Source organism: Streptomyces tyrfis (assembly GCF_037034285.1).
Classification (GTDB): Bacteria; Actinomycetota; Actinomycetes; order Streptomycetales; family Streptomycetaceae; genus Streptomyces.
The window spans coordinates 48,554-72,604 of record NZ_JBAGJZ010000033.1; the positions used below are offsets into that span (position 1 = coordinate 48,554).

Genomic DNA, 24,051 nt, shown 5'->3' on the forward strand with positions numbered 1-24,051 from the left:
GCTCACTCCCCCGGCGCGGCCGGGGTGCTCGTGGCCTTCAGGGCCAGCCACAGCTCCATCCGGACGTCCGGGTCGTCCAGCGAGCGGCCGAGGATCTCCTCCACCCGGCGCATCCGGTAGCGCAGGGTGTGGCGGTGCACGCCCAGGTCCGCCGCGGCGGCGTCCCACTGGCCGTGGTGGGAGAGCCAGGCCCGCAGCGAGGCGACCAGGTCGCCGCGGCCCTTGGCGTCGTGCTCGCGCAGGGCCCGCAGCAGGCCGTCCGCGAAGGCGCGCACCGCGTCGTCCGCGAGCAGCGGCAGCACCGAGCCCGCCGCCAGCTCCTCGTGCTCCACCAGCGCCCTGCCCCGGCGGCGGGCCACCGAGAGGGCCTGTTCGGCCTGTCGGTACGCGGCGGACACGGCGACCGGGCCGGCCGGGGCGGACAGGCCGACGGCCACCCGGTCGTCCCCCTCCGCCGCTTCGTGCCCGGGGCGCGTCTCCCCCGCCTCCCGGGCCTCCTGCGCCGCCGCGTAGGCGGCGCAGGCGCCGACCGCCGCTCCCCCGTCCGCGGCGAGGACGACGAGCCGGCCGCCCTCCGGGACGGCCAGCAGCGACTCGCCGGTGCGGAAGGCCGCCGCCTCCATCGCCTCGCCCAGCGCCGCCGTGGTGCCGGGGGCGTCCGCCTCGGCGATGAGCAGCCGGAACGGGGCGTCGAGCAGTCCTCCGTACAGTTCCCCGGCGACGGCCCTGGCGTGGTCGGGCTCCCCGGCCAGCAGCATCCGCAGCACCGCCGCGCCCAGCCGCTGCTCGGCGCCCTGGAGAGCGCGGGAGCGGGCGGTGGTCAGGGTCAGCAGGGCGACCGCGGAGTGCACCGCGTACCGCTCGGCGGTGCCGAGGGCCGCGCCGGTGCCGACGGCCAGGGCGCCCCGGACCCGGCGGCCGGTGCCCAGGGACTGGAGCTCGACCCGGTCGTCGGTGCCGCCGACGACCACGCTGGCGGGGGCGGGGCGCTCCCGCAGCCGCTCCACGTCGGGGGTGAGGCGGGCGGCCCGGCGGGCGGCCCAGTCGGGGGCCGCGGCGACGACCGCGCCGGAGGCGTCGTAGAGCGCCGCCCAGCCGTCGACGTGCGCGGCGAGCCGGCCGAGGAGCTCGCCGGGGCCGTCTCCGGACAGCGCGGCCCTGGTCAGCTCGCGCTGGGCCGCGAACCCGGCCGTCACGGCCTGGTACTGGTCGGCGGCGATCGCCGACGACACGGCCTTGGCGATGGCGATGAACGGGGTGGGGCGCGGCACCTCCAGGAGCGGCAGCCCCGCCTCCTCGGCGGCGTCGACCAGGGCCCGGGGCACCTCGTCGTAGTGGACGCCGACGGCGAAGCCCAGACCGACGACCCCGGCCCCGGCCAGCCGCCGGACGTACCGCCGCATCGCCTCGGGGTTCTCGGCGTCCAGGTTGGTGGCGGTGACGAGCAGGAACTCGCCGCCCTCCATGTAGGGGACCGGGTCGGTCAGCTCGCTGGCGTGCGCCCAGCGGACGGGCCGGTCGAGCCGGTCCGCCCCGGCGCGCACCCGGAGTCTGAGCGCCGAGTGCTGGACGAGCGAGGCGAGGGTGGGGGGCATGGGGTGCGTGGGACCTCGGGGAGTCGTTTTTCGCCGTCCCGTATGAACGGCTCCCCTCGATTCTGCCAGGGCGGCAGGGTCCGCGGCGACGGCTGCGCCCGCCCTCCGGGCCCGGGACGGCTCCCGGCGCGGCGGCTCCGCGCACCGGTGACCGGTTGCCGCCGTCCGGGCCCCGGGGCGACTGGCCCGCGGCCCCTTCCGGGGTTCCGCGGGCGGTCAGTCGCCCAGGCGCACCAGCAGCGGTGGCGCGTGCTCGCCGCCGACCGTCGTCAGGGAGAGGACCGCGTGCCCGGCGGGCAGCTCGTAGGCCAGCGCGGAGGCGGACCAGCGCTCGCGCTCCACCTGCCGCACGGTGACGGCGTCGACGGTGACCGCCTTGCCGGTGGCGAGCTTGCGCAGCGCGTGCATGGCCCGGGTGAACGGCTGGTCGGCGAAGACCCCGTGCTGGGCCACCTCGCGGACGGAGACCCATTCCTTGCCCCAGGTCTCCGAGAACCGCTTGCCGTCCCAGGTGGTGACGCCCGGGAAGATCATTGCGCAGCCGGCCGCGCCCAGCAGCGGCGCGTGCAGTTCCTCGGGGACGTCGTCGAGGGTGCGCAGGGCCAGCACCGCGCCGGCGTTGACCGAGCGGAGCCGCCGCAGCCCCTGCACGGTCTGGGCGGTGACCGCCTGGGTCGCGTCGTCCAGCACCAGGCAGGCGAAGAGCGACCGGTCGGCGCGGGTCGCGGCGATCGCCCCGAACTGCGCGAGGACGAGCCGGGTCAGCACCCGGGACGCCCCGGCGTGGGCGCGTTCCGGGAGGTCGATCCGGGCCCGGAGCGGGTGCTGTTCGAGGGAGCGGAGGGAGAAGGGCCGGGCGTCCGCGTCGGTGGCGAAGAACCCGGCGAACGCGGGCCGGTCGAGGAGGGCGACCCGGTCCGCGAGGACCGGCGCGGGGTCGCCCGCGGCGCCCGCCTGCCGGGTCCGGGCGTCCAGCTCGCGGAGCATGGCGGCGTGGCCGCCCGCCTCCAGGGCGCGGCGCAGCTCGCCGAGGGCCGACTCGTCCCCCGCGAGGAGCTCCCGGAGTTCCGGCACGGACGGGAAGCGCCCGTGGGCGGCCCGGTGGGGACCGAGCAGCTGCCCCAGGACGAGGGCCGCCCGCCGGCTGTCCAGGCCGGGCACGTCCCCGGCCAGGCCCTCCGCGAGGGTGGCCGCGGCCTCGTCGGGGTCGGTCGACCCGCCGTACAGGTCGAAGTCGTGGACGGACGAGGGGTCGCCGATCTTCACCACGACGTCGTACGCGTCGTCGGGGCCCAGGTCCGTCCCCGCGGCGCCGACGACGAGCACGGCGGCGCGGCCGGTCAGCGCCTGGAGGGCCAGGGTCTCGACGACCGGGCGCACCAGCCGGGCCGTCTTGCCCGCGCCGGGCGGGCCGACCGCCAGCAGGGAGGTGCCCAGCACGGCGGGGTCCAGGGCGACGCCGGAGCCCCGGCGCGCGCGGGGGTTGCGCTCGTCCTCGGCGCAGCCGCCGATCCGGACCTGACCGGTCATCAGGTCGTGGCGGGCGGTGCGGAGCGGGAGGTCGCGGCGGCCCGAGGGGTGCAGGAAGGCGTCGGCGCCCCGGCGCAGCACCGTCTCCCCGAAGGACGCCGGGCCGTCCGGCCGGGACCGGGCGCGGGTCCAGGCGCGGTCCAGACGGGCGCAGTCCACGTCGTTGACGCGTCCGGCCCGGACGGCCGCGGTGAGCGCCTCCGCCGCGTCGGTGAGCCCGGCGGCGCGCAGCGCGGGCCACCGCGCGGCGTCGGTCGCGGTGACCGCGGCCGGGGCCGTCCCGGGGGCGCCCGCCGGCGCCGCGGGCGCGGGCCGCGCCGCGGCCGCGCGGCGGGCCGCCCCGGCGCGGAGCGCGGCCCGCCAGCGTCCGGCGCGGGCGATGGGCCATACGACGGCGGCGAGCACCAGGCCGTAGATCCCGTAGGCGACCAGGGCCGCCAGGTAGGCGTTGCCGCCGCCCTGGAGCCAGCCGCGGGGCACCAGGTACAGGACGACCTCCAGCAGCGGCACCCGGCCGCTCCAGACCAGCCACACCGCGAGCGCGGCGCCGAGCCCCGAGAGCGCCAGCCGGGCCCGTTCCGGGTCCGGTCCCGCCCAGTGGCGGAAGACTCCGGCCCAGTGCCCGATCCGGGCGGCCCACAGCCCGGCGAGCAGCACCAGCACCTGGTAGTAGAGCGTCTCCATGCTGTACGCGGCGGCCGGGGCGTAGTCCGGGCGCAGGGTCTGGAACACCCACCAGTCCCCCGGCGTGATCGCCACCAGGGGCACCTTCACGTACGGGATGCGGAAGTCCGCGAGCAGCGCCCAGACCAGCAGCCAGAGCCCCAGGGTGACGAGGGGGCCGAGCAGGGAGGGCCGGGGCGGCTTCTCGGCGGGGCGCGGCACGTATCCGTAGCGCCAGACGCCCGGCGCGGCGGCCGGGCGGATGGTGTTCAGCCACTCGGCGGTCGACGGACCGGTCCCGGGCGGGCCGGCGGGCATCGGCGGGGCGGCCGGGGGCGGTCCGGCGGGCGGGGACGGGGCGGCGGGCGGGGGGCCGGCCGGGCGCGGCACCGGATGCCGGGACGCGTCGGGGCGGCCGTCACCGTGCTCCGTACCGCTCGCGCCCCGCGCACCGTGCACGTCGTCGTTCCTCATGAACCGTTGCCCCCTGACCGGCCGGGTCCGTCGCTGCCCCGGGTCAATCTAGTGCCCTCCCTGCGGGGTTCGCCCCCGTCCCGCCGTCCGGCGCGTGCTCGCGGCGCGCGGGGGGCCGGGGAGCCCGGCGGGGCGCCCGGGCCGCGGCCATGCGGGTGTTCCCCGGCGGGCCGCGCGCCCGGGCGCCGCCCCGTCCGCCCGGGGGCGTGCGCCCGCCCGGAACCGCGGCGGGGAGGGCCCCTTCCGCCCGTCGTGCGGCGCGCGGCCCCGCCCCTGCTATGTCCGCGGCGGACAACCGGGCGCGGCCACCACTCCCGAACGGAACATGCCGGACCCCTGGCGCCGCGCCTAGCCTGCAAGTCAGAGAAGCGTCCGAAACACCCCACAGGAGCCCCGCATGACCTCTCTTCCGCAGGAGCGCCGCCTCGTCACCGCCATCCCCGGCCCCAAGTCGGTGGAGCTCCAGGCCCGTCGCACCGCGACGGTGGCCGCCGGCGTGGGCTCCACCCTGCCGGTGTTCGCGGCCCGCGCCGACGGCGGGATCATCGAGGACGTGGACGGCAACCGTCTGATCGACCTCGGTTCCGGCATCGCCGTCACCACGGTGGGCGCCTCCGCCGAGGCCGTCGTGCGCCGCGCGTCCGCGCAGCTCGCCGACTTCACCCACACCTGTTTCATGGTCACGCCGTACGAGGGGTACGTCGAGGTCTGCGAGCGGCTCGCCGAGCTGACGCCGGGCGACCACGCCAAGAAGTCCGCGCTGTTCAACTCGGGCGCCGAGGCCGTCGAGAACGCCGTCAAGATCGCCCGCGCGTACACCAAGCGCTCCGCGGTCGTCGTCTTCGACCACGGCTACCACGGCCGCACCAACCTCACGATGGCGCTGACCGCCAAGAACATGCCGTACAAGCAGGGCTTCGGCCCGTTCGCGCCCGAGGTCCACCGGGTGCCGGTGGCGTACGGCTACCGCTGGCCGACCGGTGCGGAGAACGCCGGGGCCGAGGCGTCCGCGCAGGCCATCGACCAGATCAACAAGCAGATCGGCGCCCAGAACGTCGCCGCGATCATCATCGAGCCGGTGCTCGGCGAGGGCGGCTTCATCGAGCCGGCCAAGGGCTTCCTCCCGGCGATCGCCCAGTTCGCCAAGGACAACGGCATCGTCTTCGTCGCGGACGAGATCCAGTCCGGCTTCTGCCGCACCGGCCAGTGGTTCGCCTGCGAGGACGAGGGCATCGTCCCGGACCTGATCACCACCGCCAAGGGCATCGCGGGCGGTCTGCCGCTGTCCGCCGTGACCGGCCGCGCCGAGATCATGGACGCCGCGCACGCCGGCGGCCTCGGCGGCACCTACGGCGGCAACCCGGTGGCCTGCGCCGGTGCGATCGGCGCCATCGAGACGATGCGCGAGCTCGACCTGAACGGCAGGGCGAAGCGCATCGAGGAGATCATGAAGGGCCGCCTCGCCGAGATGCAGGCGAAGCTCCCGAACGGCGACGTCATCGGCGACATCCGCGGCCGCGGCGCGATGATCGCGATCGAGCTGGTGAAGTCCGGTTCCAAGGACCCGAACCCGGAGGCCGCCGCGAAGCTCGCCAAGGCGTGCCACGCGGAGGGCGTGCTGGTGCTCACCTGCGGCACCTACGGCAACGTGCTGCGCTTCCTGCCGCCGCTGGTCATCGGCGAGGACCTGCTGAACGAGGCGCTCGACGTCATCGAGCAGGGTTTCGGCGCCCTCTGATCCATGCGAACGCGCGAGCGGTCCCGGGGCCCCGTTCGCGGGGATGGTCCGAGGCCCGCGTGAGGGCTGTGAAGAACGTGTGCGGGGCCGATGGCGGGATGCGTCTTGGCCTGTCGGTCCCCCGCGGCCGTGCCGTACGGTTCTGACCAGATGAGAGAAACACCCCGCCCGCAGGGGACTGCCGGCGACGCCGGGCCGTTGCTTCCCCAGCACCGCCCCGGTCGTGCCTTCGCGCACACCACTGGAGCCTCCGGCTCCGGAACTCCTCACCGATCGGACGACCGCCCGCCCCACACCCCCCGGGGCGCGCGGGTCACCGGTCCGGCCGGCCGTCCCGGAACCTCCCCCCCTGTTCCCGGACGGCCGGCTCTTCTCGTTCTCCTGGCGTCCGGCCTCCTGGCCCTCTTCGCGTTGGTCACCTGGCAGGTCGCGGCCGGCGGTCCGCTGCGCGGGGCGGACGAACAGGCCGCCCGGGCCGTCGTCGGGCACGGGCCCGCCCCGCTGACCGAACTCCTCGCGGATCTGGGCAACACGCAGGTCGCGCTTCCGGTGCTGGGCTGCGCGGTCGTATGGGCGCTGGTGCGCGGGGAGCGGCGCGCGGCGGCGTACGCGGCGCTCGCCATGGCCGCGGTGCCGCTGCTGGTGGCGCCGTTGAAGCACGCGGTCGCCCGCCCGGGCCCGTTGACGGAGGCCACCGGCTACTACCCCTCCGGTCACGCGGCGACGGCCGCGGTGGCGTACGGCGCGGCCGCGCTGCTGGCCGTGCGGTGCGCGCGGGGTGCGCGGTGGACATGGGTGATGCCCGTCGCCGCCGTGTCGCTGACGGCGGGGACGGGCATCGGTCTGGTGTTGCGCGGTTACCACTGGCCGCTGGACGTGCTCGGCTCCTGGTCGCTGTGCGCGCTGCTGCTCCTGCCGTTGTGTCCCGGCGTCCGGCGGACCGGACGCCGGGCGGGTCAGCGGCCGAAGTAGGCGTCGAAGTTCTTCGAGAACTCCCCCTTGTTGAACCGGTCCCAGTTGATCGACCAGGTCATCAGCCCGCGCAGGTCCGGCCAGGTGCCGTGGGTGGCGTAGGAGCCGCAGTCGGTCTTCCTGGTCAGGCAGTTGAGCGCCTTGGTGACCTCGGCGGGCGAGGTGTGGCCGTTGCCGGCCTGGGTCGAGGCGGGCAGGCCGATGGCGACCTGGTCGGGGCGGAGCGGGGGGAAGACCTTGGTCCGGTCCCCGGCCACCGGGAACCCGGTGAGGAGCATGTCGGTCATGGCGATGTGGAAGTCGGCGCCGCCCATCGAGTGGTACTGGTTGTCCAGGCCCATGATGGAGCCGGAGTTGTAGTCCTGGACGTGCAGCAGCGTCAGGTCGTCGCGCAGGGCGTGGATGACCGGGAGGTAGGCACCGGCCCTCGGGTCCTGGCCGCCCCAGGGGCCGGAGCCGTAGTACTGGTAGCCGAGCTGGACGAAGAAGGTCTCGGGGGCCATGGTGAGGACGAACTTCTCGCCGTACTTGGCCTTGAGGGTCTTCAGGGCGGAGATCAGGTTGACGACGACCGGGGTGGTGGGGTTCCGGAAGTCGGTGTCGCCGGTGTTCAGCGAGAGGGAGTGGCCCTCGAAGTCGATGTCGAGGCCGTCGAGCCCGTACTCGTCGATGATCCTGCTGACCGAGGAGACGAAGGTGTCGCGGGCGGCGGCGGTGGTGAGCTGCACCTGGCCGTTCTGGCCGCCGATGGAGATCAGCACCTTCTTGCCCGCGGCCTGCTTGGCCTTGATGGCGGCCTTGAAGTCCGCCGCGGACTCGACGTTCGGGCACTCGGCGACCGGGCAGAGCGAGAAGCGGATGTCGCCGGAGGTGACCGAGGTCGGCTCGCCGAAGGCCAGGTCGATGACGTCCCAGGAGTCGGGCACGTCCGCCATCCGCGTGTAGCCGGAGCCGTTGGCGAAGCTGGCGTGCAGATAGCCGACGAGCGCGTGGGCGGGCAGCCGGCCGCCGCCTCCGCCGCCCGCCGCGGTGGTCGCCTGGACGGCGGCGGACTTGGCGGACTCGCCCGCGGAGTTGGTCGCGGTGACCTGGAAGCTGTACGCGGTCGACGCGGTCAGCCCGGTCACGGTGGCGGAGGGGCCGGTGACCGAGAGGACCTTGGCGCCGCCCCGGTAGACGTTGTAGCCGGTGGCGCCGGGGGACGCGGTCCAGGACAGGCCGACCGAGGACGAGGTGACCGTGCCGGCCTTCAGGCCGGTGGGCGCGGCGGGGAGTTCGACGGGGGCGCCGCCGGGGCCGGTCAGGCTGAGGTCGTCGGCGTAGTAGGCGGGAGTGCCGTACCAGCCGTGGGTGTAGACGGTCACCGAGGTGGTGGACGGGCCCGTCCTGAAGGTGGTGGTGAGCTGCTTCCAGTCCGCCGCCGACTGGGTCCAGGTGGACACGTCGGTGGTGCCGGTGCCGGACGCGCCGAGGTAGACGTAGCCGCCCTGGACCCAGGCGCTCAGGGTGTACGTGGAGTCCGGCTGGACCGTCACGGTCTGCGAGCAGTTGGCGTTGTCGCTGCCGGCCGGGGTCGCCTTCAGCGCCGAAGTTCCGCTGTGAACCGGCGCGTTGACGACTGTCCCGCTGCCGCCGGTGCAGCTCCAGCCGTCCAGGCCCGCCTCGAAGCCGCCGTTGCGCGCCAGCTCCGCGTCGGCGGCGGCGGCTTGGGGCGCGACGGCGGCGAGGGAGCCGGCGGCGAGCAGCGCGGCCGAACAGGCGGCGAGCAGTCCGGCGAATCGGGCAGGGGGTCCCGTGCGTTCCACAACGGCCTCCGTACTGGGGGGAATTGAGTGCGGCCGCCACAACATGGTCCAGACCAATCAGGTTGTCAAGACCTCTGGCGGCGCCCCGGCCGTGCCGGGGCGCCGCCGTGAGGGCGTCCGGCCCGTCAGTTCCCGCCCCGTTCGGCCCGCAGCGCGGCCGCCTCGTGCAGGGCTAGTTCCAGCAGGGACGGGTCGTTGAGCGTTCCCGAGCCGTCCGGCGGGACCAGCCAGCGCACCCCGTCGGCGGGCTCCCCGCCCGGGTACGGCACGACGATCCAGGTGCCGCGGCCGGCGCCGCGCACTCCGGTGCCGATCCAGCGGTCGGCGGTGCCCGGCGGCACGAAGAAGCCCATGCGGGAGTCGCCGAAGTCGGAGAGGACCGGCCCGGGCCGGTCGACGAGCCGGGTGAGCACGTCGAGGGTGGAATGCCCCAGGTCCCCGGGAAGGATCAGCACGTCCCAGCGCCTGCCGGCGGGCAGCAGCGCGATCCCCCTGGGGTCGCGCTCCCACACCCACCGGCAGGCGTCCGGGTCCGGCGCCGCCGATACGAGCCACTCCACTGCTGCCCTGACCCCCGCGCCAGCCATGACCGGCCTCCGTTCCGTGTCCACCGGCTCGGTTGCGCCGGTGCGTCACACGGGAGAGAGGGATGACGCCGATCCATTACGCGAGTTCGTTACCCGACGGTAGTGAGGTGGATCACGTCGCGCGGGACAGCCTTCGGCCGTCGGCGCCGGCAGGCGGTCAGCTGTCGAAGCCGAGGCCCAGCCGGTCCATGGTCCGCAGCCACAGGTTGCGGCGCCCGCCGTTCTCGTCGGCCCTGGCCAGGGACCGCTTGGTGAGTTCGATCCCGGTCCAGGCGAAGGGCTCCGGCGGGAACGGCAGCGGCTTGCGCCGGACCATCTCCAGCGCGGTCCGCTCGGTCCGCTCGCCCGCCAGCAGGTCGAGCATCACCTCGGCCCCGAACCGGGTGGCCCCCACGCCGAGTCCGGTGTACCCGGCGGCGTAGGCGACCCTGCCCCGGTGGGCGGTGCCGAAGAACGCGGAGAACCGCGAACAGGTGTCGATCGCCCCGCCCCAGGCGTGGCTGAAGCGGAGCCCGGCCAGCTGCGGGAAGCACTCGAAGAACTGCCCGGCCAGCTTGTGGAAGGTCTCCGGGCGCTGGTCGAGGGCGGCGCTCAGCCGGCCGCCGTACGGGTAGATCGCGTCGTAGCCGCCCCACAGGATCCGGTTGTCGGCCGACAGCCGGAAGTAGTGGAACTGGTTGGCGCTGTCGCCCAGCCCCTGCCGGTTGCGCCAGCCGATCGAGTCGAGCTGCGCGGCGGTGAGCGGCTCGGTCATCAGCGCGTAGTCGTAGACCGGCACGGTGTACGGGCGCACCCGCCGCACCAGCGAGGGGAAGACGTTGGTGCCGAGCGCCACCCGGCGGGCGTGGATCCGCCCGTGGCGGGTGCGGACGGCCATGCCCGCGGCGGTGGAGGTCAGTTCGAGGCCGGGGGTGTTCTCGTGGATCCGCACGCCCAGGTCGAGGCAGGCCCGCTTCAGGCCCCAGGCCAGCTTGGCGGGGTGCAGCATGGCGACGCCCCGCCGGTCCCAGAGCCCGCCCAGGAAGGTGGGCGAGTCGACCTCGGCGCGCAGCGCGTCCCGGTCCAGGAACTCCAGCCCGGTGAAGCCGAGCCGCTCGGCCTCCTGGTGCCAGGCGCGGAGTTCCTCCAGCTCGTGCGGGCGGGTCGCGACGTCGATCTCGCCGGTCCGCTCGAACTCGCAGTCGATGGCGTAGCGGGCGACGGCCGCCTCGATGGCGTCGAGGTTCCGCGCGCCCAGCTCCTCCAGCTTCTCGATCTCGTCGGGCCAGCGCTCCAGACCGTTGGGCAGGCCGTGGGTCAGGGAGGCGTCGCAGAACCCGCCGTTGCGGCCCGAGGCGGCCCAGCCCGCCTCGCGGCCCTCGATCAGCACGACGTCCCGCCCGGGGTCGCGTTCCTTGGCGATCAGGGCGGTCCACAGTCCGCTGTAGCCGCCGCCGACGACCAGCAGGTCGCAGTGGGTGTCGCCGGTCAGCGCGGGCAGCGCCGCCGGCCTGCCGGGGTCGTCCAGCCAGAACGGGACCGGACTGGCGTCCGCGAGTGATCGTGCGGCCGTGTGCATGGCTCCTGCGGCCATGGCTTCCAACTCCTTCGGGACTTTCCGTCGCGCGCCGTTCGACAGTTCGTCAGCGGGCGCTGTTCCTCCGCCGGTTCGCGATCAGCTGGCCGGCGACGACCACCAGTACGGCGATGACGAACATGGCCGTGCCGATGACGTTGATCTGTACGGGCGTGCCGCGCTGGGCGGATCCCCACACGAACATGGGGAAGGTCACGGTCGAGCCCGCGTTGAAATTGGTGATGATGAAGTCGTCGAACGAGAGCGCGAAGGCGAGCAGCGCGCCCGCCGCGATCCCGGGGGCGGCGATCGGCAGGGTCACCCGCAGGAAGGTCTGCACGGGTCCCGCGTACAGATCGCGGGCCGCCTCCTCCAGCCGTGGGTCCATGGACATGACCCGCGCCTTGACCGCCGTGACGACGAAGCTCAGGCAGAACATGATGTGCGCGATGAGGATCGTCCAGAAGCCGAGCCGCGCGCCCATGTTGAGGAAGAGCGTGAGCAGCGAGGCGGCCATGACGACCTCGGGCATCGCCATCGGCAGGAAGATCAGCGAGTTGATCGCGCCGCGCGCCCGGAAGCGGTAGCGGACCAGCGCGAACGCGATCATCGTGCCGAGGGCGGTGGCGCCCAGCGTCGCCCACGCGGCGATCTGGAGGGACAGCGAGAGCGAGCCGCACATGTCGGCGACGCCGCACGGGTCCTTCCAGGCGTCCGCGGAGAAGTGCTGCCAGGCGTAGTTGAACCGTCCCTTCGGCTTGTTGAACGAGAACACCATCACGACGACGTTCGGGAGGATCAGATACGCGAGGGTCAGCAGACCCGCGATGACGACGACGTTCCGTCGGATCCAGCGCAGTACGGGCATCAGACCAGGTCCTCCGTCCCGGAGCGGCGGATGTAGACGGTGACCATGATCAGGACGACCGCCATGAGGATGAAGGAGAGCGCGGCCGCCGTCGGATAGTCGAGGACGCGCAGGAACTGCGTCTGGATCACGCTGCCGACCATCTTGGTGTCGGTGGAGCCCAGCAGTTCCGCGTTGACGTAGTCGCCGCTGGCCGGGATGAAGGTCAGCAGCGTGCCGGAGACGACGCCCGGCATGGAGAGCGGGAAGGTCACCTTGCGGAAGGTGGTGACCGGGGTGGCGTACAGGTCGCCGGCGGCCTCGTGCAGCCTGCCGTCGATCCGCTCCAGCGAGGTGTAGAGCGGCAGGATCATGAACGGCAGGAAGTTGTACGTGAGTCCGCAGACCACGGCCATCGGCGTGGCCAGCACCCGGTTCGCCTGGGTCCAGCCGAGCCAGTCGGTGACGTCCAGGACGTGCAGGGTGTTCAGCACGTCGACGACGGCGCCGCCGTCCGCGAGGATCGTCTTCCAGGCCAGCGTCCGGATCAGGAAGCTGGTGAAGAACGGCGCGATGACCAGGACCAGGACGACGTTGCGCCAGCGCCCGGCCTTGAAGGCGATGAGGTAGGCGAGCGGGTAGCCCAGCAGCAGGCAGAGCAGGGTGGCGGTGCCCGCGTAGAGCAGCGACCGGAAGAACTGCGGGTAGTAGTCCTTGAGCACGTCCCAGTAGGTCTGGAAGTGCCAGGTGACCTCGAACCCCTTCTCCAGGGAGCCGGTCTGCACGGAGGTCGACGCCTGGTAGACCAGCGGCAGCGCGAAGAAGACGACGAGCCACAGGATGCCGGGGAGCAGCAGCCAGTACGGGACGAGGCGCTTGCGGGTGGAGGGCCTGCGCGCCTCCGGCTCGGTGACGGGCGCCGCGGGCGGCGCCTCCTCGGTGACGGTCACGCCGCGTCCTCCACCGTCTCCACGCCCGCGTCGATGTCCTGGGCGGCGTCCAGTCCGAAGGTGTGCGCCGGGTTCCAGTGCAGCACGACCTCGGCGCCGACCGTGAGTCCGGCGCGCCGCTCGACGTTCTGCTCGTACACCTGGAGCGCGGTGCCGGCCGGGCTCTCCACCACGTACTGGGTGGACACCCCGATGAAGCTGGAGCCGGTGATCCGGCCGGTGACCCGGTTGCGTCCGTCGGCCGCGGCGTCGGCGAGCTCCTCGACGGGCGCGATCGACATCTTCTCCGGGCGCACTCCCAGCAGCAGCTTCCCGCCGCCGACGACGGGGGCGGAACATCGCTCGCGGGGCAGCCGCAGCTTCCCGCCGCCGGCCGCCACGACGACGTCCGGGCCGTCGGAGACGATCTCGCCCTCGATGAGGTTGGAGGTGCCGAGGAAGTTGGCGACGAAGGTCGTCCTGGGGTTCTCGTACAGGTCGGCGGGGGCGCCGAGCTGCTCGACCCGGCCCGCGTTCATCACCGCGACGGTGTCGGCCATGGTCATGGCCTCCTCCTGGTCGTGGGTGACGTGGATGAAGGTGATGCCGACCTCGGTCTGGATGCGCTTGAGCTCCAGCTGCATCTGGCGGCGCAGCTTGAGGTCGAGCGCGCCGAGCGGCTCGTCGAGGAGCAGCACCTGGGGGTGGTTGATCAGGGCGCGGGCGACGGCGACGCGCTGCTGCTGGCCGCCGGAGAGCTGGTGCGGCTTGCGCTTGGCGAAGTCGCCGAGCTGGACGAGGTCGAGCATGTCGTCGACCTGCTTCTTCACCGACTTGATGCCGCGCCGACGCAGCCCGAAGGCGATGTTCTCCGCGATGTCCAGGTGCGGGAAGAGCGCGTAGCTCTGGAAGACCGTGTTCACGGGCCGCTTGTACGGGGGCAGGTCGGTGATGTCCCGGTCGCCGAGCCGGATCGTGCCGGTGGTCGCCTCCTCCAGGCCGGCGATCATCCGCAGGGTGGTGGTCTTGCCGCAGCCGGACGCGCCGAGGAGCGCGAAGAAGGAGCCCTGCGGGACGGTCAGGTCGAGCGGCTTGACGGCGGCGAACGAGCCGTAGGTCTTGCTGATCCCGGTGAGGCGGACGTCGCCGCCTTGCTGCTGCTGTGTCATGGGTCGCGGTCCCGGTGGTGTCAGGGGATTCGGGGCATTCGGGGAGGTCGGACGGGAAGGACGGGGCGTCCGGGGCCGGTGGTGCGGCCCGGCGCCGGCGGGGACGGGCGTCCGCCGCCGGAGCGGGTCCGGCGTCGGCCGAAGGGGGGCCGGCGCCCGGAGGTCCCGGTGCGCCGGCGTGGCGGGTCAGGCGCCGATGAGCTTGGCGAACTTCTCCTCGTACGCCGTCTCCTCCTCCGCGGTCAGCGAGCGGAAGGCGTGCGATCTGGCCGCCATCTCCTCGTCCGGGAGGATCAGGACGTTGTCGGCCATCTCCCGGTCGATCTTCGCCAGTTCGCTCCGGACCCCGTCTACCGGGCAGACGAAGTTGATGTACGCGGCGAGCCGGGCGGCGACCTTCGGCTCGTAGTAGTAGTCGATGAGCCGCTCGGCGTTGGTCCTGTGCCGGGCGTTCACCGGGACCAGCAGGTTGTCGCTGGAGATGATGTAACCGGCCGCCGGCACCGCGTACTTGATGTCCGGGTTGCCGGCCTGGAGCTGGATGATGTCCCCGGCCCAGGCGACGCAGGCGGCGATGTCGCCCTTGTCGAGGTCGGCGGTGTAGTCGTTGCCGGTGAACCGCCGGATCTGCTTGCGGTCCACGGCCTTCTGGAGCCGGCCGATCGCGGCGTCGTAGTCGGCGTCGGTGAACGCGCCGGGGTCCTTGCCCATGTCGAGCAGGGTCAGACCGACGGAGTCGCGCATCTCCGACAGGACGCCGACCCGCCCCTTGAGCCGGGGGTCGTCGAGCAGCTGGCTGATCGAGTCGACCTTGCGGCCCCCGGTCGCCTTCGCGTTGTAGGCGATCACGGCGGGGATGCCCGCCCACGGGTAGGAGTGGGCCCGCCCGGGGTCCCAGTCCGGCGAACGGAACTGGGCGGAGAGGTTGGCGTACGCGTGCGGCAGGTTCGACGCGTCGAGCCGCTGCGCCCAGCCGAGCCGGACGATCCGGGCGGCCAGCCAGTCGGTGACGCAGATGAGGTCGCGTCCGGTGTCCTGGCCGGCCGCCAGCTGCGGCTTGATCTTCCCGAAGAACTCGACGTTGTCGTTGATGTCCTCGGAGTAGGAGACGCTGATCCCGGTGCGCTTCGTGAACGCCTCCAGGGTGGGGCGGTGCTTGCCGTCCTCGGTGACGTCCATGTACTCGGTCCAGTTGGAGAAGTTGACCTTCTTCTCCTCGGCCGAGTGGTCGTCGGACGCCGCGGCGGCGTCCCCGTCCCGCTTCGCGGGCGGGATGCCGCACGCGCTCAGCGTGCCCAGTCCGCCGATCGTGAGCGCCCCCAGGCCGGAGGCGCGGAGCAGCGAACGACGGGTCAGGGCGCCCCGGCCGCCGGTCATGCTGCGCCGCATCGCGGACAGCTGGGCCGCGGAGAGGCGCTCGGGCTGGTTGTGCTCCATGCGCGTTGCCCTTTCGGGAGGGATGGGGCCGGGGCCGGCCGGGCTACCGGTCCCCGAAGATCGTGCGGTGCCAGTCCTTCCGGGCGACCGCGGTGTTGTCGTACATCACGTGCTTGACCTGCGTGTACTCCTCGAAGGAGTACGAGGACATGTCCTTGCCGAAGCCGCTGGACTTGTATCCGCCGTGCGGCATCTCGCTGATGATCGGGATGTGGTCGTTGACCCAGACGCAGCCCGCCCTGAGCTCGCGGGTGGCGCGGTTCGCCCGGTACAGGTCGCGGCTCCAGGCGGAGGCGGCGAGGCCGTAGGGAGTCTCGTTGGCGAGGCGGATGCCCTCGTCGTCGGTGTCGAAGGGCAGCACGACCAGGACGGGGCCGAAGATCTCCGACTGGACGATCTCGCTGTCCTGGGCGGCGTCGGCGATCAGGGTCGGCCGGTAGTAGGCGCCGTCCGCGAGCTCGCCGCCCGGGGCCTCGCCACCGGTGACGACGGTGGCGCAGGCGCGGGCCCGGTCGACGAATCCGGCGACCCGGTCCCGCTGGACGTGGCTGATCAGCGGGCCGAGGTCGGTCGACGGGTCGGCGGGGTCGCCGAGCCGGACGGTCTCCATCAGTTCCGCGACCCCCCGCACGAAGGCGTCGTACAGCGGGCGCTGGACGTAGGCGCGGGTGGCGGCGGTGCAGTCCTGGCCGGTGTTGATGAGCGCCCCGGCGACCGCGCCGTTGACCGCGGCCTCCAGGTCGGCGTCGTCGAAGACCAGGAAGGGGGCCTTCCCGCCGAGTTCGAGGTGGAGGCGCTTGACGGTGGAGGTGGCGATCTCCGCGACCCGCCTGCCGACGGCGGTGGAGCCGGTGAAGGAGGTCATGGCGACGTCCGGGTGTCCGACGAGGTGTTCGCCGGCCTCCTTGCCCGCCCCGGTGACGATGTTGATCACACCGTCCGGGATGCCCGCCTCGGTGGCCGCCTGCGCGAACATCAGCGAGGTCAGCGGGGTGATCTCGGCGGGCTTGAGCACGATGGTGTTGCCGGCGGCGATCGCCGGGAGGATCTTCCAGGCGGCCATCTGGAGCGGGTAGTTCCAGGGGGCGATGGAGCCGACGACGCCGATCGCCTCGCGGCGCACGTACGAGGTGTGGTCGCCGTCGTACTCGCCGGCCGACTTGCCCTCCAGGTGGCGGGCGGCGCCCGCGAAGAAGGAGGTGTTGTCGACGGTGCCGGGCACGTCGAACTCGGTGGCGAGCTTGATCGGCTTGCCGCACTGGAGGGACTCGACGTACGCGAAGTCCTCGGCCTGCTCCGCGAGGACGGCGGCGAACCGGTGCATCGCCTCGGACCGCTCGGCGGGCGTCGCGCCCGACCAGCCGGGGAAGGCCTCGCGGGCGGCGGCGACGGCCGCGTCGACGTCGGCGGCGCCCGCCAGTTCGTAGGTGTACACCGTCTCGCCGGTCGCCGGGTTCACCACGTCGTGGTGGCGTCCCGACGTGCCGGGCCGCAGCTTTCCGGCGATGTACTGCGCACCGTCCGCGAAACGTTCCCGCACCTGGATGCTGTTGCCCATGACGCTCTCCTCCGCCGGGTGCGCGCACGGCCCCACGGCGTAGTTCCTGCTCGAATTGAGTGCCGATCCTGACAGAGGTGTGCATCCCCAACAAGTGATTCCGTTGTTGCCTTTTGGTTACGCGACGGAATCCTTCGACCATGTGTCGCGTCGGCACGGAATTACCGGGACGGAGTGTCAGTGGCGGATGCGAGACTCGCGTGTCATGGGACACATGGAAGATCTCCTGGCACGGACGCGGCGGGGCGAGAGGGTGAAGTACCTGCGCTTCTGGGGGCATCGCCCGCAGCCCGACGGCCGGCTCGGCGCGAGCTGCCTCAGCCAGTGGTGGCCGTCGCCCTTCGAGGTCGACGGCGTGCGGTACGCGACGGCGGAGCACTGGATGATGGCCGCCAAGGCGCGGCTGTTCGAGGACGCCGAGGCCGAGGCGCGGGCCCTGGAGGCGAAGGGCCCGGCCCAGGCGAAGAAGGCGGGCCGGCTGGTCCGCGGCTTCGACGAGGCGATATGGCAGCGCGAGCGGTACGCGCTGGTGACGGCCGGCAACGTCCACAAGTTCGAGCAGGACCCGGAGCTGCGCGCGTTCCTGCTGAACACCGGGGAGCGGGTGCTGGTCGAGGCGAGCCCGGTGGACCGGATCTGGGGCATCGGGCTGGCGGCGGACGATCCGCGGGCCGAGAACCCGGAGACCTGGCGGGGCCTGAATCTGCTGGGTTTCGCGCTGATGGACGCGCGGACGACGCTGCGCGACGGGTGAGCCGCCGTCCAGGCCCGCCCGGAGGGCCCCGGAAGCACGACGGCCGGGCGGGCCGGAGTGCGGCCCGCCCGGCCGTGGCCGGCCCGGTCCCGGTGCGTCGCGCCTCGGCGCGTCACGCCTCGGCGCGTCACGCCGAAACGGCCCGCGTCAGCGCGTGACGTCGACGACCAGGGAGGTGGCGAAGGGATCCTCGTAGCCGTCGTCCTCGAACTCCTCGCTGTGCGTGGCGAACACCCAGACGAAGAAGCTGATGAAGGCCACGCCGAGGACGATGCCGACGGCCCCCATGATGATCCCGGCGAGCGCCTGGCCCGCGTTGTTAGCCTCGCCGCGCCGCGCCCGCTTCCGGCCGAGGACGCCGAAGATCACGGCGAGCACGCCGAGGACGATGCTCGGTATCCCGTACAGACAGAGCAGACAGAGGGCCAGGATGCCGAGCACCATGGCCGCCGTGCCCATGCCGTTGGCCGGGGGCGGGGCGCCCCAGGGCGCCTGCGCGTATCCGGGGTAGCCCGGATATCCGTACTGCGGGGCGGGCGCGGCCGGGTAGCCGTACTGCCCGACGGTGGGCGGGACCTGCTGCCCCGGCCCGTTCGGCGCGATCGGCGGCGGTGGTACGGTCCCGGGGCCGAACCCGGCTCCCGGAACCGGCGCGGGACCGGTCGGCGCCGTCGCGTCGGGCGCCGGTGCGGCGGCGGGCGCGGGGCCGTCCGGGACGCCCTGCGGCGCGATGATCGTCGGCTGGTCGTGCACACCGGGCGTGACGGGAGCCTCGGCGGGCTTCCCCAGCGAGACCCCCTTGTCCGGCGGAGCCCACGGGTCGTGCGGCGCGGCCCCGTCCGCGGGCTGCTGTGTGTTGTCTGACATGGGCCTCCCCCATCGTGGTCCCGTCATGCTACGGCCCGGTCCCCCGCCCCGGGGCGCGGCCTACGATGATGCCCGTCCCGCGCCCGGCCGCTCCTGACCGGCGACCGCTTGCCGTCCCACACCACCGGAGAGTCCGCATGACCGATCCGCACCCCTTCATCGCGGGGCTGCCCAAGGCGGAGCTGCATGTCCACCACGTCGGTTCCGCCTCGCCCCGCATCGTCGCCGAACTGGCGGCGCGGCACCCCGACTCCAAGGTGCCCACCGACCCCGAGGCGCTGGCCGACTACTTCACGTTCACCGACTTCCGGCACTTCATCGAGGTCTACCTCTCCGTGGTGGACCTGATCCGCACCCCGGAGGACGTCCGGCTGCTGACCTTCGAGGTCGCCCGCGACATGGCCCGGCAGAACATCCGCTACGCGGAGCTGACCGTCACCCCGTTCAGCTCGACCCGGCGCGGCATCCCGGAGCAGGGCTTCATGGAGGCGATAGAGGACGCCCGCAAGGCCGCCGAGGCGGAGCTCGGCGTGGTGCTGCGCTGGTGCTTCGACATTCCCGGCGAGGCCGGGCTCGAAGCGGCCGAGGAGACCGTGCGGCTCGCCGTGGACCTGCGCCCCGAAGGACTCGTCTCGTTCGGGCTGGGCGGCCCGGAGATCGGGGTGGAGCGTCCGCAGTTCAAGCCGTTCTTCGACCGGGCGATCGCCGAGGGGCTGCACTCGGTCCCGCACGCCGGGGAGACCACCGGGCCGCAGACGATCTGGGACGCGCTGAACCACCTGCGCGCCGAACGCATCGGCCACGGCACCAGCTCCACCCAGGACCCGAGGCTGCTGGCGCACCTCGCCGAGCACCGCATCCCGCTGGAGGTCTGCCCGACCTCGAACATCGCGACCCGCGCGGTGGCCGACATCGAGCGGCACCCGGTGAAGGAGATGGTGCGCGCCGGTGTGCTGGTCACCGTCAACAGCGACGACCCGCCGATGTTCGGCACCGACCTCAACAACGAGTACGGGGTGGCCGCCCGACTCCTCGGCCTGGACGAGCGGGGGCTCGCGGCGCTGGCGAAGAACGCGGTCGAGGCGTCGTACCTGGACGCGGCGGGCAAGCGGACCCTGGCGGCCGAGATCGACGCCTACACGGCGGGCTGGCTGGAGCGCACCGGCCGTTGACGCGCCGGGGCCGCCGATACGCCGACATGCCGGGGGCGTCGGCGGCCGACGCGCTGACGTGCCGACGCGCTGACGTGCCGACGCGCCGGGGCCGCCGACATGCCGGGGCGCCGACCGGCCCCGACCGGCCCGTCGGCGCCCCGTTCGCCACAATGACCCCATGGCCCACACCACCGGCTCCGCAGCCGCCGCCCGTCACGTCGTCGCCGTGGCGCATCGCGGCGATCCGTACCGTGCCCGCGAGAACACCCTCGCCTCGATCCGCTCCGCCCTCGCACGCGGGGCGGACGCGGTGGAGATCGACGTACGGGTCACCCGCGACGGCGTGCCGGTCCTGCTGCACGACGCCACGCTGGACCGGCTGTGGGGCCACGACCTGCGGCTGGACCGGCTCACCCGGGCCGAGCTCACCGAGCTGACGGCGGGCGGCGTGCCCACCCTGCGCGAGGCGCTGGCCGCCGCCGACGGCCGGCGCGTCATGATCGACCTGCCCGGCTCCACCGACGAATCGGTGCGCCGGACCGTCGGCGTGGTCCACGAGTGCGGCGCGGCCGAGCGGGCGTACTACTGCGCGGGGGCCGGGGCGATGCTGCGGGTGCGCGCGGCCGATCCGTCCGCCGAGATCGCCCTGACCCGGACGACGCTCGCGCCGCCGTCCGCCGCCCTGCTCGACGCGGTGCGGCCGCGCTGGCTCAACTACCGGTTCGGGCTGGTGGGCCGGGACTTGACGGACCGTCTGCACCGGGACGGGGTGCTGGTCTCCGCCTGGACCGCAGACACCGGGCGCACCATGCGCCGCCTCGTCCGCGACGGCGTGGACTCGATCACCACCAACCGGGTCGACGTGCTGCGCCGGGTGCTGGCCCGCTCCCCTGCCGTCCGGGCCCGCTGACCGGTCCGGCATCATGGACGCGGCCGCCTCCGCCGTGACGGCGGGCCACGGATCCAGAGGAGAGCGACGTGTCCGAACCGAATACCCCCCTTTCCGACCGCATCCGTTCCGACATCGCGCACAACGCCCGGGTCTGGAACCACTGGCTCGGCGGCAAGGACAACTATCCGGTGGACCGTGCGGTCGGCGACCAGGTCACCGGCATGTACCCGAGCATCGGCGAAGTGGCCCGCGCCGACCGGGCTTTCCTGGGCCGGGCCGTCCGGTTCCTGGCCGGTGAGGCGGGCATCGACCAGTTCCTGGACATCGGCACCGGCCTGCCGACCGCCGACAACACGCACGAGGTCGCCCAGCTCACACGGCCCGGCGCCCGCGTCGTCTACGTCGACAACGACCCGATCGTGCTCGCACACGCCCGGGCGCTGCTCACCAGCTCGTCGGAGGGCGTCACCGACTACATCGACGCGGACGCCCACCGTCCGGAGGAGATCCTGCGGGCCGTCACGCCGACGCTGGACCTGGGGAAGCCGGTCGCGGTCATGCTCCTCGGCATCCTGAACTTCATCACGGACACGGACGAGGCGCGGCGCATCGTCCGGGCGCTGATGGACGCGGTGCCGTCGGGCAGCTACCTGGCGCTCACCCACCCCACGCTGGAGCTGGGCGGCGAGGGCAACGAGGAGGCGATGCGGTTCTGGAACGAGAACGCCACCCCGCCGATCACCGCGCGCAGCCGCACCGAGTTCGCCTCGTTCCTGACCGGGCTGGACCTGGTCGAGCCGGGCATCGTCTCCTGCGCCCGCTGGCGTGCCGAGCCGGGTGCGGCGCAGGTCGCCCAGTTCGGCGCGGTGGCGCGCAAGCCGTAGCGCGGCCGGTCGCGCCGGGCGGTCCCGTCGGACAGGCCTGTCGGACGGGCCGGCCGGGCCCGACCGGAGTCGCGTCGGGCGGGTTCAGAGGGCGGTCACCGCGTACGCGGCCGCTTCGGCGAGGAGCCGCTCGTCGCCCCGGGCGTCCCGGGCGGCCCTGCTCGACATCAGCGCGACGACCAGCGGGGCCGCCCCCTTCGGGGGCTGGACGACCGCGATGTCGTTGAGCGTCCCGTAGTCGCCGGTGCCGGTCTTGCCGGCCACGGCCCATCCGCGCGGGACGCCGGCGCGGATGCGGTGGTCGCCGGTGACGCCCCGCGCCAGGAGGTCGTGGAGGAAGGCGCGCTTGTCGGGCGGCAGGGCGTCGCCCAGGACGATCCGGCGGAGGGTGCGGCCGATCGCCCGGGGCGAGGTCGTGTCGCGGGGGTCGCCGGGGGTGGCCTCGGTGATCGCCGGTTCGGTCCGGTCCATCCGGGTGACCGTGTCGCCCAGACCGCGGACGTACGCCGTCAGCCGGGCCGGGCCGCCGAGATCGCGGAGCAGCAGGTTACCGGCCGTGCCGTCGCTGAACCGGACTGCGGCGTCGCACAGTTGACGAATCGTCATTCCAGTGGCCAGGTTCTCGCGCGTGATCGGCGCGTGCTTCATCAGGTCGGCCTCGGAGTATCCGACGACCGTGTCCGGGTACGACATTCGGGTGCCGCGCGAGGACCGCCGCGGTCGCCGGCGCCTTGAACGTGGAACAGAACGCGAACCGTTCGTCGGCGCGGTGGGCGAGGGTGGCGCCGGTGCCGGAGTCGAGGGCGAAGACGCCGAGCCGTGCCTCGAACTTCCGCTCCAGCGCGGCGAAGTGCTCGCGGTGCCGGCGTTCCGCGACGGCGGTCGCGGTGGGGCCGGGCCCGGCCGTCGCACCGGTGGAGGGCGCGCCCGCGCGGGTCTCCGCGGGGGTCCGGTCCTTGGCGCACGCGGCCAGCGGCGCCAGGACGACGGCCCCCAGGAAGGCCCTGCGGCCGCTGATCGGCTGCGGTGATCGCATCGTCTCCCCTTCACCGGCGCCGCGCGGGGAAGGCCCGCCCGCGCCAGAAAGGCCGCCCGCGCGGGGAGGGCCCGCCCGCGCGGAAAGCCCGCCCGCGCCAGAAAGGCCCGCCTGCGGAAGGCCCGCCCGCGCGGAGGCCCCGGGCGCGCCGGACCGGTCCTGCTCGTCCGTGGACCGCGAGCGTACCGGCGACGCCGGGTCGGGCCGGCGTCCGGCGCGCGATCCGGCCGCCCCTCCCCCGCGCGGCCCACCCGGACCGAAGACGGCCCCGCACGGCCCGGGCCCCGACCGGCGGCGGTTCCCGTACAGCCCGGCCCGGACCCCGCGCGGCGAGGCCCCCCGTGCAGCCCGGCCCGGGCCCCTGTCGGCCCGCGCCCGGCTCACAGCCCGACGACGGCGTTCCACCGCTTGGCGAACTCGGTGCGCTCCTCGGGCGTGATGTCGCGGGCGATGGCGAGCCGCTCGCGCATCGCGTCGTCGGGGAAGATCAGCGGGTCCTCGGCGAGCGCGGCGGTCTCCTCGTCCTTCGACGACGCCAGGACGTCGCGGGCGGCCGGGACCGGACAGACGTAGTTGACCCAGGCCGCCAGCTCGGCGGCGACCTCCGGCTCGTAGTAGTGGTCGATGAGCTTCTCGGCGTTGCGCTTGTGGCGGGCGAGGTTGGGGATCATCAGCGACTCCGCCCAGAGTTCCGCGCCCTCCTCGGGGACCACGAACTCGATGTCCGGGTTGTCGGCCTGGAGTTGGATGACGTCGCCCGAGTACGCCTGGCAGGCGAGCACGTCGCCGGTCGAGAGGTCCTTGATGTAGTCGTTGCCGGTGAAGCGGCGGATGTGCTTCCGGCGCACCAGCTTCTCGATCTGGTCGCAGATCAGGTGGAAGTCGTCCGGCCGCCAGCGGGTGACGTCGACGCCGTTGCCCTGCATCAGCAGCGCGAAGGCCTCGTCGAGCCCGGACAGCAGGGTCACCCGGCCGCGCAGGTCGTCCGCCCACAGGTCGCTCAGGTGCTTGATCTCGCGGCCGAGCCGCTTGCGGTTGTACGCGATGCCGGTGATCCCGGACTGCCAGGGGACGCTGTGCGTCCGGCCGGGGTCGAAGGCGGGCGAACGCAGTTGCGGGTCGAGGTACTTGGCGACGTTGGGCTGCTTCGCCCGGTCCATCTCCTGCACCCAGCCGAGCCGTACGAAGCGCGCGGCCATCCAGTCGCTGATGACGACCAGGTCCCGGCCGGTCTCCTGATGGTTCATCAGCGCGGGGCTGATCTTCCCGAAGAACTCGTCGTTGTCGTTGATCTCCTCGGTGTACGTGACGGAGATCCCGGTGCGTTCGACGAACGCGTCGAGGCTGGGCCGCTTCGACGCGTCGCTGCCGTCGGTGTCGATGTAGAGCGGCCAGTTCGCGAAGTGCAGGGAGTGGTCGCGCGCCGAGGTGTCGCGGCCGGCGCGGGCACCGGGCTCCACATAGGCGGCGGGCACGCCGCAGCCGGCCAGCGCGGCACCGGTCGCCGTGGCCCCGAAGGCGCGCAGCAGGGACCGGCGGGACATGGGGTTCTTCGGGGTTGCTCGCACCCGCGCAGGATGCCCGCCGCCGGCGGCGCGGGCAATG

At 73.6% G+C, this 24,051-nt stretch carries 18 protein-coding genes and 1 pseudogene; 6 read left to right on the forward strand and 13 right to left on the reverse strand.

Annotation, left to right across the window (positions count from 1 at the left end):
* Positions 1-2 precede the first annotated feature (2 nt).
* Both WA762_RS23865 and WA762_RS23870 read right to left on the reverse strand, forming a co-directional pair.
* Positions 3-1,595 (reverse strand): PucR family transcriptional regulator, encoded by a 1,593-nt coding sequence (locus WA762_RS23865; protein WP_335938205.1) that lies wholly within the window; start codon positions 1,593-1,595, stop codon positions 3-5.
* Between the two features lie 216 nt (positions 1,596-1,811).
* Positions 1,812-4,262 (reverse strand): type IV secretory system conjugative DNA transfer family protein, encoded by a 2,451-nt coding sequence (locus WA762_RS23870; protein ID WP_335938207.1) that lies wholly within the window; start codon positions 4,260-4,262, stop codon positions 1,812-1,814.
* 397 nt (positions 4,263-4,659) lie between these two features.
* On the opposite strand from WA762_RS23870, the gene gabT reads away from it, so the two are divergent.
* On the forward strand, positions 4,660-6,000 hold the full coding sequence (gene gabT, locus WA762_RS23875; RefSeq protein WP_335938209.1) for a 4-aminobutyrate--2-oxoglutarate transaminase: 1,341 nt from the start codon (positions 4,660-4,662) through the stop codon (positions 5,998-6,000).
* 411 nt (positions 6,001-6,411) lie between these two features.
* Positions 6,412-6,972 (forward strand): phosphatase PAP2 family protein, encoded by a 561-nt coding sequence (locus WA762_RS23880; RefSeq protein WP_335938211.1) that lies wholly within the window; start codon positions 6,412-6,414, stop codon positions 6,970-6,972.
* On the opposite strand, the gene WA762_RS23885 is transcribed toward WA762_RS23880, so the two are convergent.
* The 8 genes from WA762_RS23885 to WA762_RS23920 all read right to left on the reverse strand — a co-directional run bounded on the left by WA762_RS23885 (position 6,957) and on the right by WA762_RS23920 (position 16,859).
* Complete coding sequence (locus tag WA762_RS23885; RefSeq protein ID WP_335938212.1) at positions 6,957-8,777, reverse strand: chitinase; 1,821 nt, start codon at positions 8,775-8,777, stop codon at positions 6,957-6,959. The genes WA762_RS23880 and WA762_RS23885 overlap by 16 nt on opposite strands.
* 125 nt (positions 8,778-8,902) lie before the next feature.
* Entirely contained in the window at positions 8,903-9,364 is a 462-nt protein-coding gene (locus WA762_RS23890) for a bifunctional DNA primase/polymerase (RefSeq protein ID WP_335938214.1), read from the reverse strand.
* Between the two features lie 157 nt (positions 9,365-9,521).
* Positions 9,522-10,937 carry an NAD(P)/FAD-dependent oxidoreductase gene (locus WA762_RS23895; RefSeq protein WP_335938215.1) on the reverse strand — a complete coding sequence of 472 codons (1,416 nt, stop codon included), beginning with the start codon at positions 10,935-10,937 and terminating at the stop codon, positions 9,522-9,524.
* Positions 10,938-10,986: 49 nt separating this feature from the next.
* A complete protein-coding gene (locus WA762_RS23900; protein ID WP_335938216.1) occupies positions 10,987-11,787 on the reverse strand; it encodes an ABC transporter permease in 801 nt (266 codons plus the stop codon).
* Positions 11,787-12,716, reverse strand: a complete 930-nt coding sequence (locus WA762_RS23905) for an ABC transporter permease (protein WP_335938218.1) — start codon at positions 12,714-12,716, stop codon at positions 11,787-11,789. The genes WA762_RS23900 and WA762_RS23905 overlap by 1 nt, the downstream gene beginning before the upstream one ends.
* A complete protein-coding gene (locus WA762_RS23910; protein ID WP_335938220.1) occupies positions 12,713-13,864 on the reverse strand; it encodes an ABC transporter ATP-binding protein in 1,152 nt (383 codons plus the stop codon). The genes WA762_RS23905 and WA762_RS23910 overlap by 4 nt, the downstream gene beginning before the upstream one ends.
* 186 nt (positions 13,865-14,050) lie before the next feature.
* Positions 14,051-15,301: an ABC transporter substrate-binding protein gene (locus WA762_RS23915; RefSeq protein ID WP_335938222.1), complete on the reverse strand. Its 1,251-nt coding sequence runs from the start codon at positions 15,299-15,301 to the stop codon at positions 14,051-14,053.
* A 43-nt stretch (positions 15,302-15,344) separates the two neighbouring features.
* The gene (locus tag WA762_RS23920) at positions 15,345-16,859 is read right to left on the reverse strand and encodes a gamma-aminobutyraldehyde dehydrogenase (RefSeq protein WP_335938224.1); all 1,515 of its coding nucleotides are present in this window, start codon (positions 16,857-16,859) and stop codon (positions 15,345-15,347) included.
* A gap of 205 nt (positions 16,860-17,064) precedes the next feature.
* Here WA762_RS23920 and WA762_RS23925 point away from each other — a divergent pair, with 205 nt between their 5' ends.
* Positions 17,065-17,613 carry an NADAR family protein gene (locus tag WA762_RS23925; protein ID WP_335938226.1) on the forward strand — a complete coding sequence of 183 codons (549 nt, stop codon included), beginning with the start codon at positions 17,065-17,067 and terminating at the stop codon, positions 17,611-17,613.
* 147 nt (positions 17,614-17,760) lie between these two features.
* Here the strand turns inward: WA762_RS23925 and WA762_RS23930 are convergent, their stop codons facing one another.
* The gene (locus tag WA762_RS23930; RefSeq protein ID WP_335938228.1) at positions 17,761-18,480 is read right to left on the reverse strand and encodes a DUF4190 domain-containing protein; all 720 of its coding nucleotides are present in this window, start codon (positions 18,478-18,480) and stop codon (positions 17,761-17,763) included.
* A 137-nt stretch (positions 18,481-18,617) separates the two neighbouring features.
* On the opposite strand from WA762_RS23930, the gene WA762_RS23935 reads away from it, so the two are divergent.
* The 3 genes from WA762_RS23935 (at position 18,618) to WA762_RS23945 (ending at position 21,410) form a co-directional block, all read left to right on the forward strand.
* A complete protein-coding gene (locus tag WA762_RS23935; protein ID WP_335938230.1) occupies positions 18,618-19,652 on the forward strand; it encodes an adenosine deaminase in 1,035 nt (344 codons plus the stop codon).
* A gap of 160 nt (positions 19,653-19,812) precedes the next feature.
* Entirely contained in the window at positions 19,813-20,544 is a 732-nt protein-coding gene (locus tag WA762_RS23940) for a glycerophosphodiester phosphodiesterase (protein ID WP_335938231.1), read from the forward strand.
* A 68-nt stretch (positions 20,545-20,612) separates the two neighbouring features.
* Positions 20,613-21,410, forward strand: a complete 798-nt coding sequence (locus WA762_RS23945) for an SAM-dependent methyltransferase (RefSeq protein WP_335938232.1) — start codon at positions 20,613-20,615, stop codon at positions 21,408-21,410.
* Between the two features lie 84 nt (positions 21,411-21,494).
* Here the strand turns inward: WA762_RS23945 and bla are convergent.
* Together bla and WA762_RS23955 are read right to left on the reverse strand one after the other, a co-directional pair.
* Positions 21,495-22,446, reverse strand: a pseudogene (bla, locus tag WA762_RS35750) (class A beta-lactamase).
* A gap of 380 nt (positions 22,447-22,826) precedes the next feature.
* Entirely contained in the window at positions 22,827-23,990 is a 1,164-nt protein-coding gene (locus WA762_RS23955) for a polyamine ABC transporter substrate-binding protein (protein WP_335938257.1), read from the reverse strand.
* Between the last annotated feature and the right edge of the window lie 61 nt (positions 23,991-24,051).

Excerpts from the sequence above, each read along its gene's own strand:
- WA762_RS23865 (WP_335938205.1), bottom strand. The coding sequence starts at position 1,595 with ATGCCCCCCACCCTCGCCTCGCTCGTCCAGCACTCGGCGCTCAGACTC.
- WA762_RS23920 (WP_335938224.1), bottom strand. The coding sequence starts at position 16,859 with ATGGGCAACAGCATCCAGGTGCGGGAACGTTTCGCGGACGGTGCGCAG.
- WA762_RS23930 (WP_335938228.1), bottom strand. The coding sequence starts at position 18,480 with ATGTCAGACAACACACAGCAGCCCGCGGACGGGGCCGCGCCGCACGAC.
- WA762_RS23895 (WP_335938215.1), bottom strand. The coding sequence starts at position 10,937 with ATGGCCGCAGGAGCCATGCACACGGCCGCACGATCACTCGCGGACGCC.
- WA762_RS23940 (WP_335938231.1), top strand. The coding sequence starts at position 19,813 with ATGGCCCACACCACCGGCTCCGCAGCCGCCGCCCGTCACGTCGTCGCC.
- WA762_RS23900 (WP_335938216.1), bottom strand. The coding sequence starts at position 11,787 with ATGCCCGTACTGCGCTGGATCCGACGGAACGTCGTCGTCATCGCGGGT.
- WA762_RS23890 (WP_335938214.1), bottom strand. The coding sequence starts at position 9,364 with ATGGCTGGCGCGGGGGTCAGGGCAGCAGTGGAGTGGCTCGTATCGGCG.
- gabT (WP_335938209.1), top strand. The coding sequence starts at position 4,660 with ATGACCTCTCTTCCGCAGGAGCGCCGCCTCGTCACCGCCATCCCCGGC.
- WA762_RS23935 (WP_335938230.1), top strand. The coding sequence starts at position 18,618 with ATGACCGATCCGCACCCCTTCATCGCGGGGCTGCCCAAGGCGGAGCTG.
- WA762_RS23870 (WP_335938207.1), bottom strand. The coding sequence starts at position 4,262 with ATGAGGAACGACGACGTGCACGGTGCGCGGGGCGCGAGCGGTACGGAG.
- WA762_RS23910 (WP_335938220.1), bottom strand. The coding sequence starts at position 13,864 with ATGACACAGCAGCAGCAAGGCGGCGACGTCCGCCTCACCGGGATCAGC.
- WA762_RS23925 (WP_335938226.1), top strand. The coding sequence starts at position 17,065 with ATGGGACACATGGAAGATCTCCTGGCACGGACGCGGCGGGGCGAGAGG.
- WA762_RS23955 (WP_335938257.1), bottom strand. The coding sequence starts at position 23,990 with ATGTCCCGCCGGTCCCTGCTGCGCGCCTTCGGGGCCACGGCGACCGGT.
- WA762_RS23915 (WP_335938222.1), bottom strand. The coding sequence starts at position 15,301 with ATGGAGCACAACCAGCCCGAGCGCCTCTCCGCGGCCCAGCTGTCCGCG.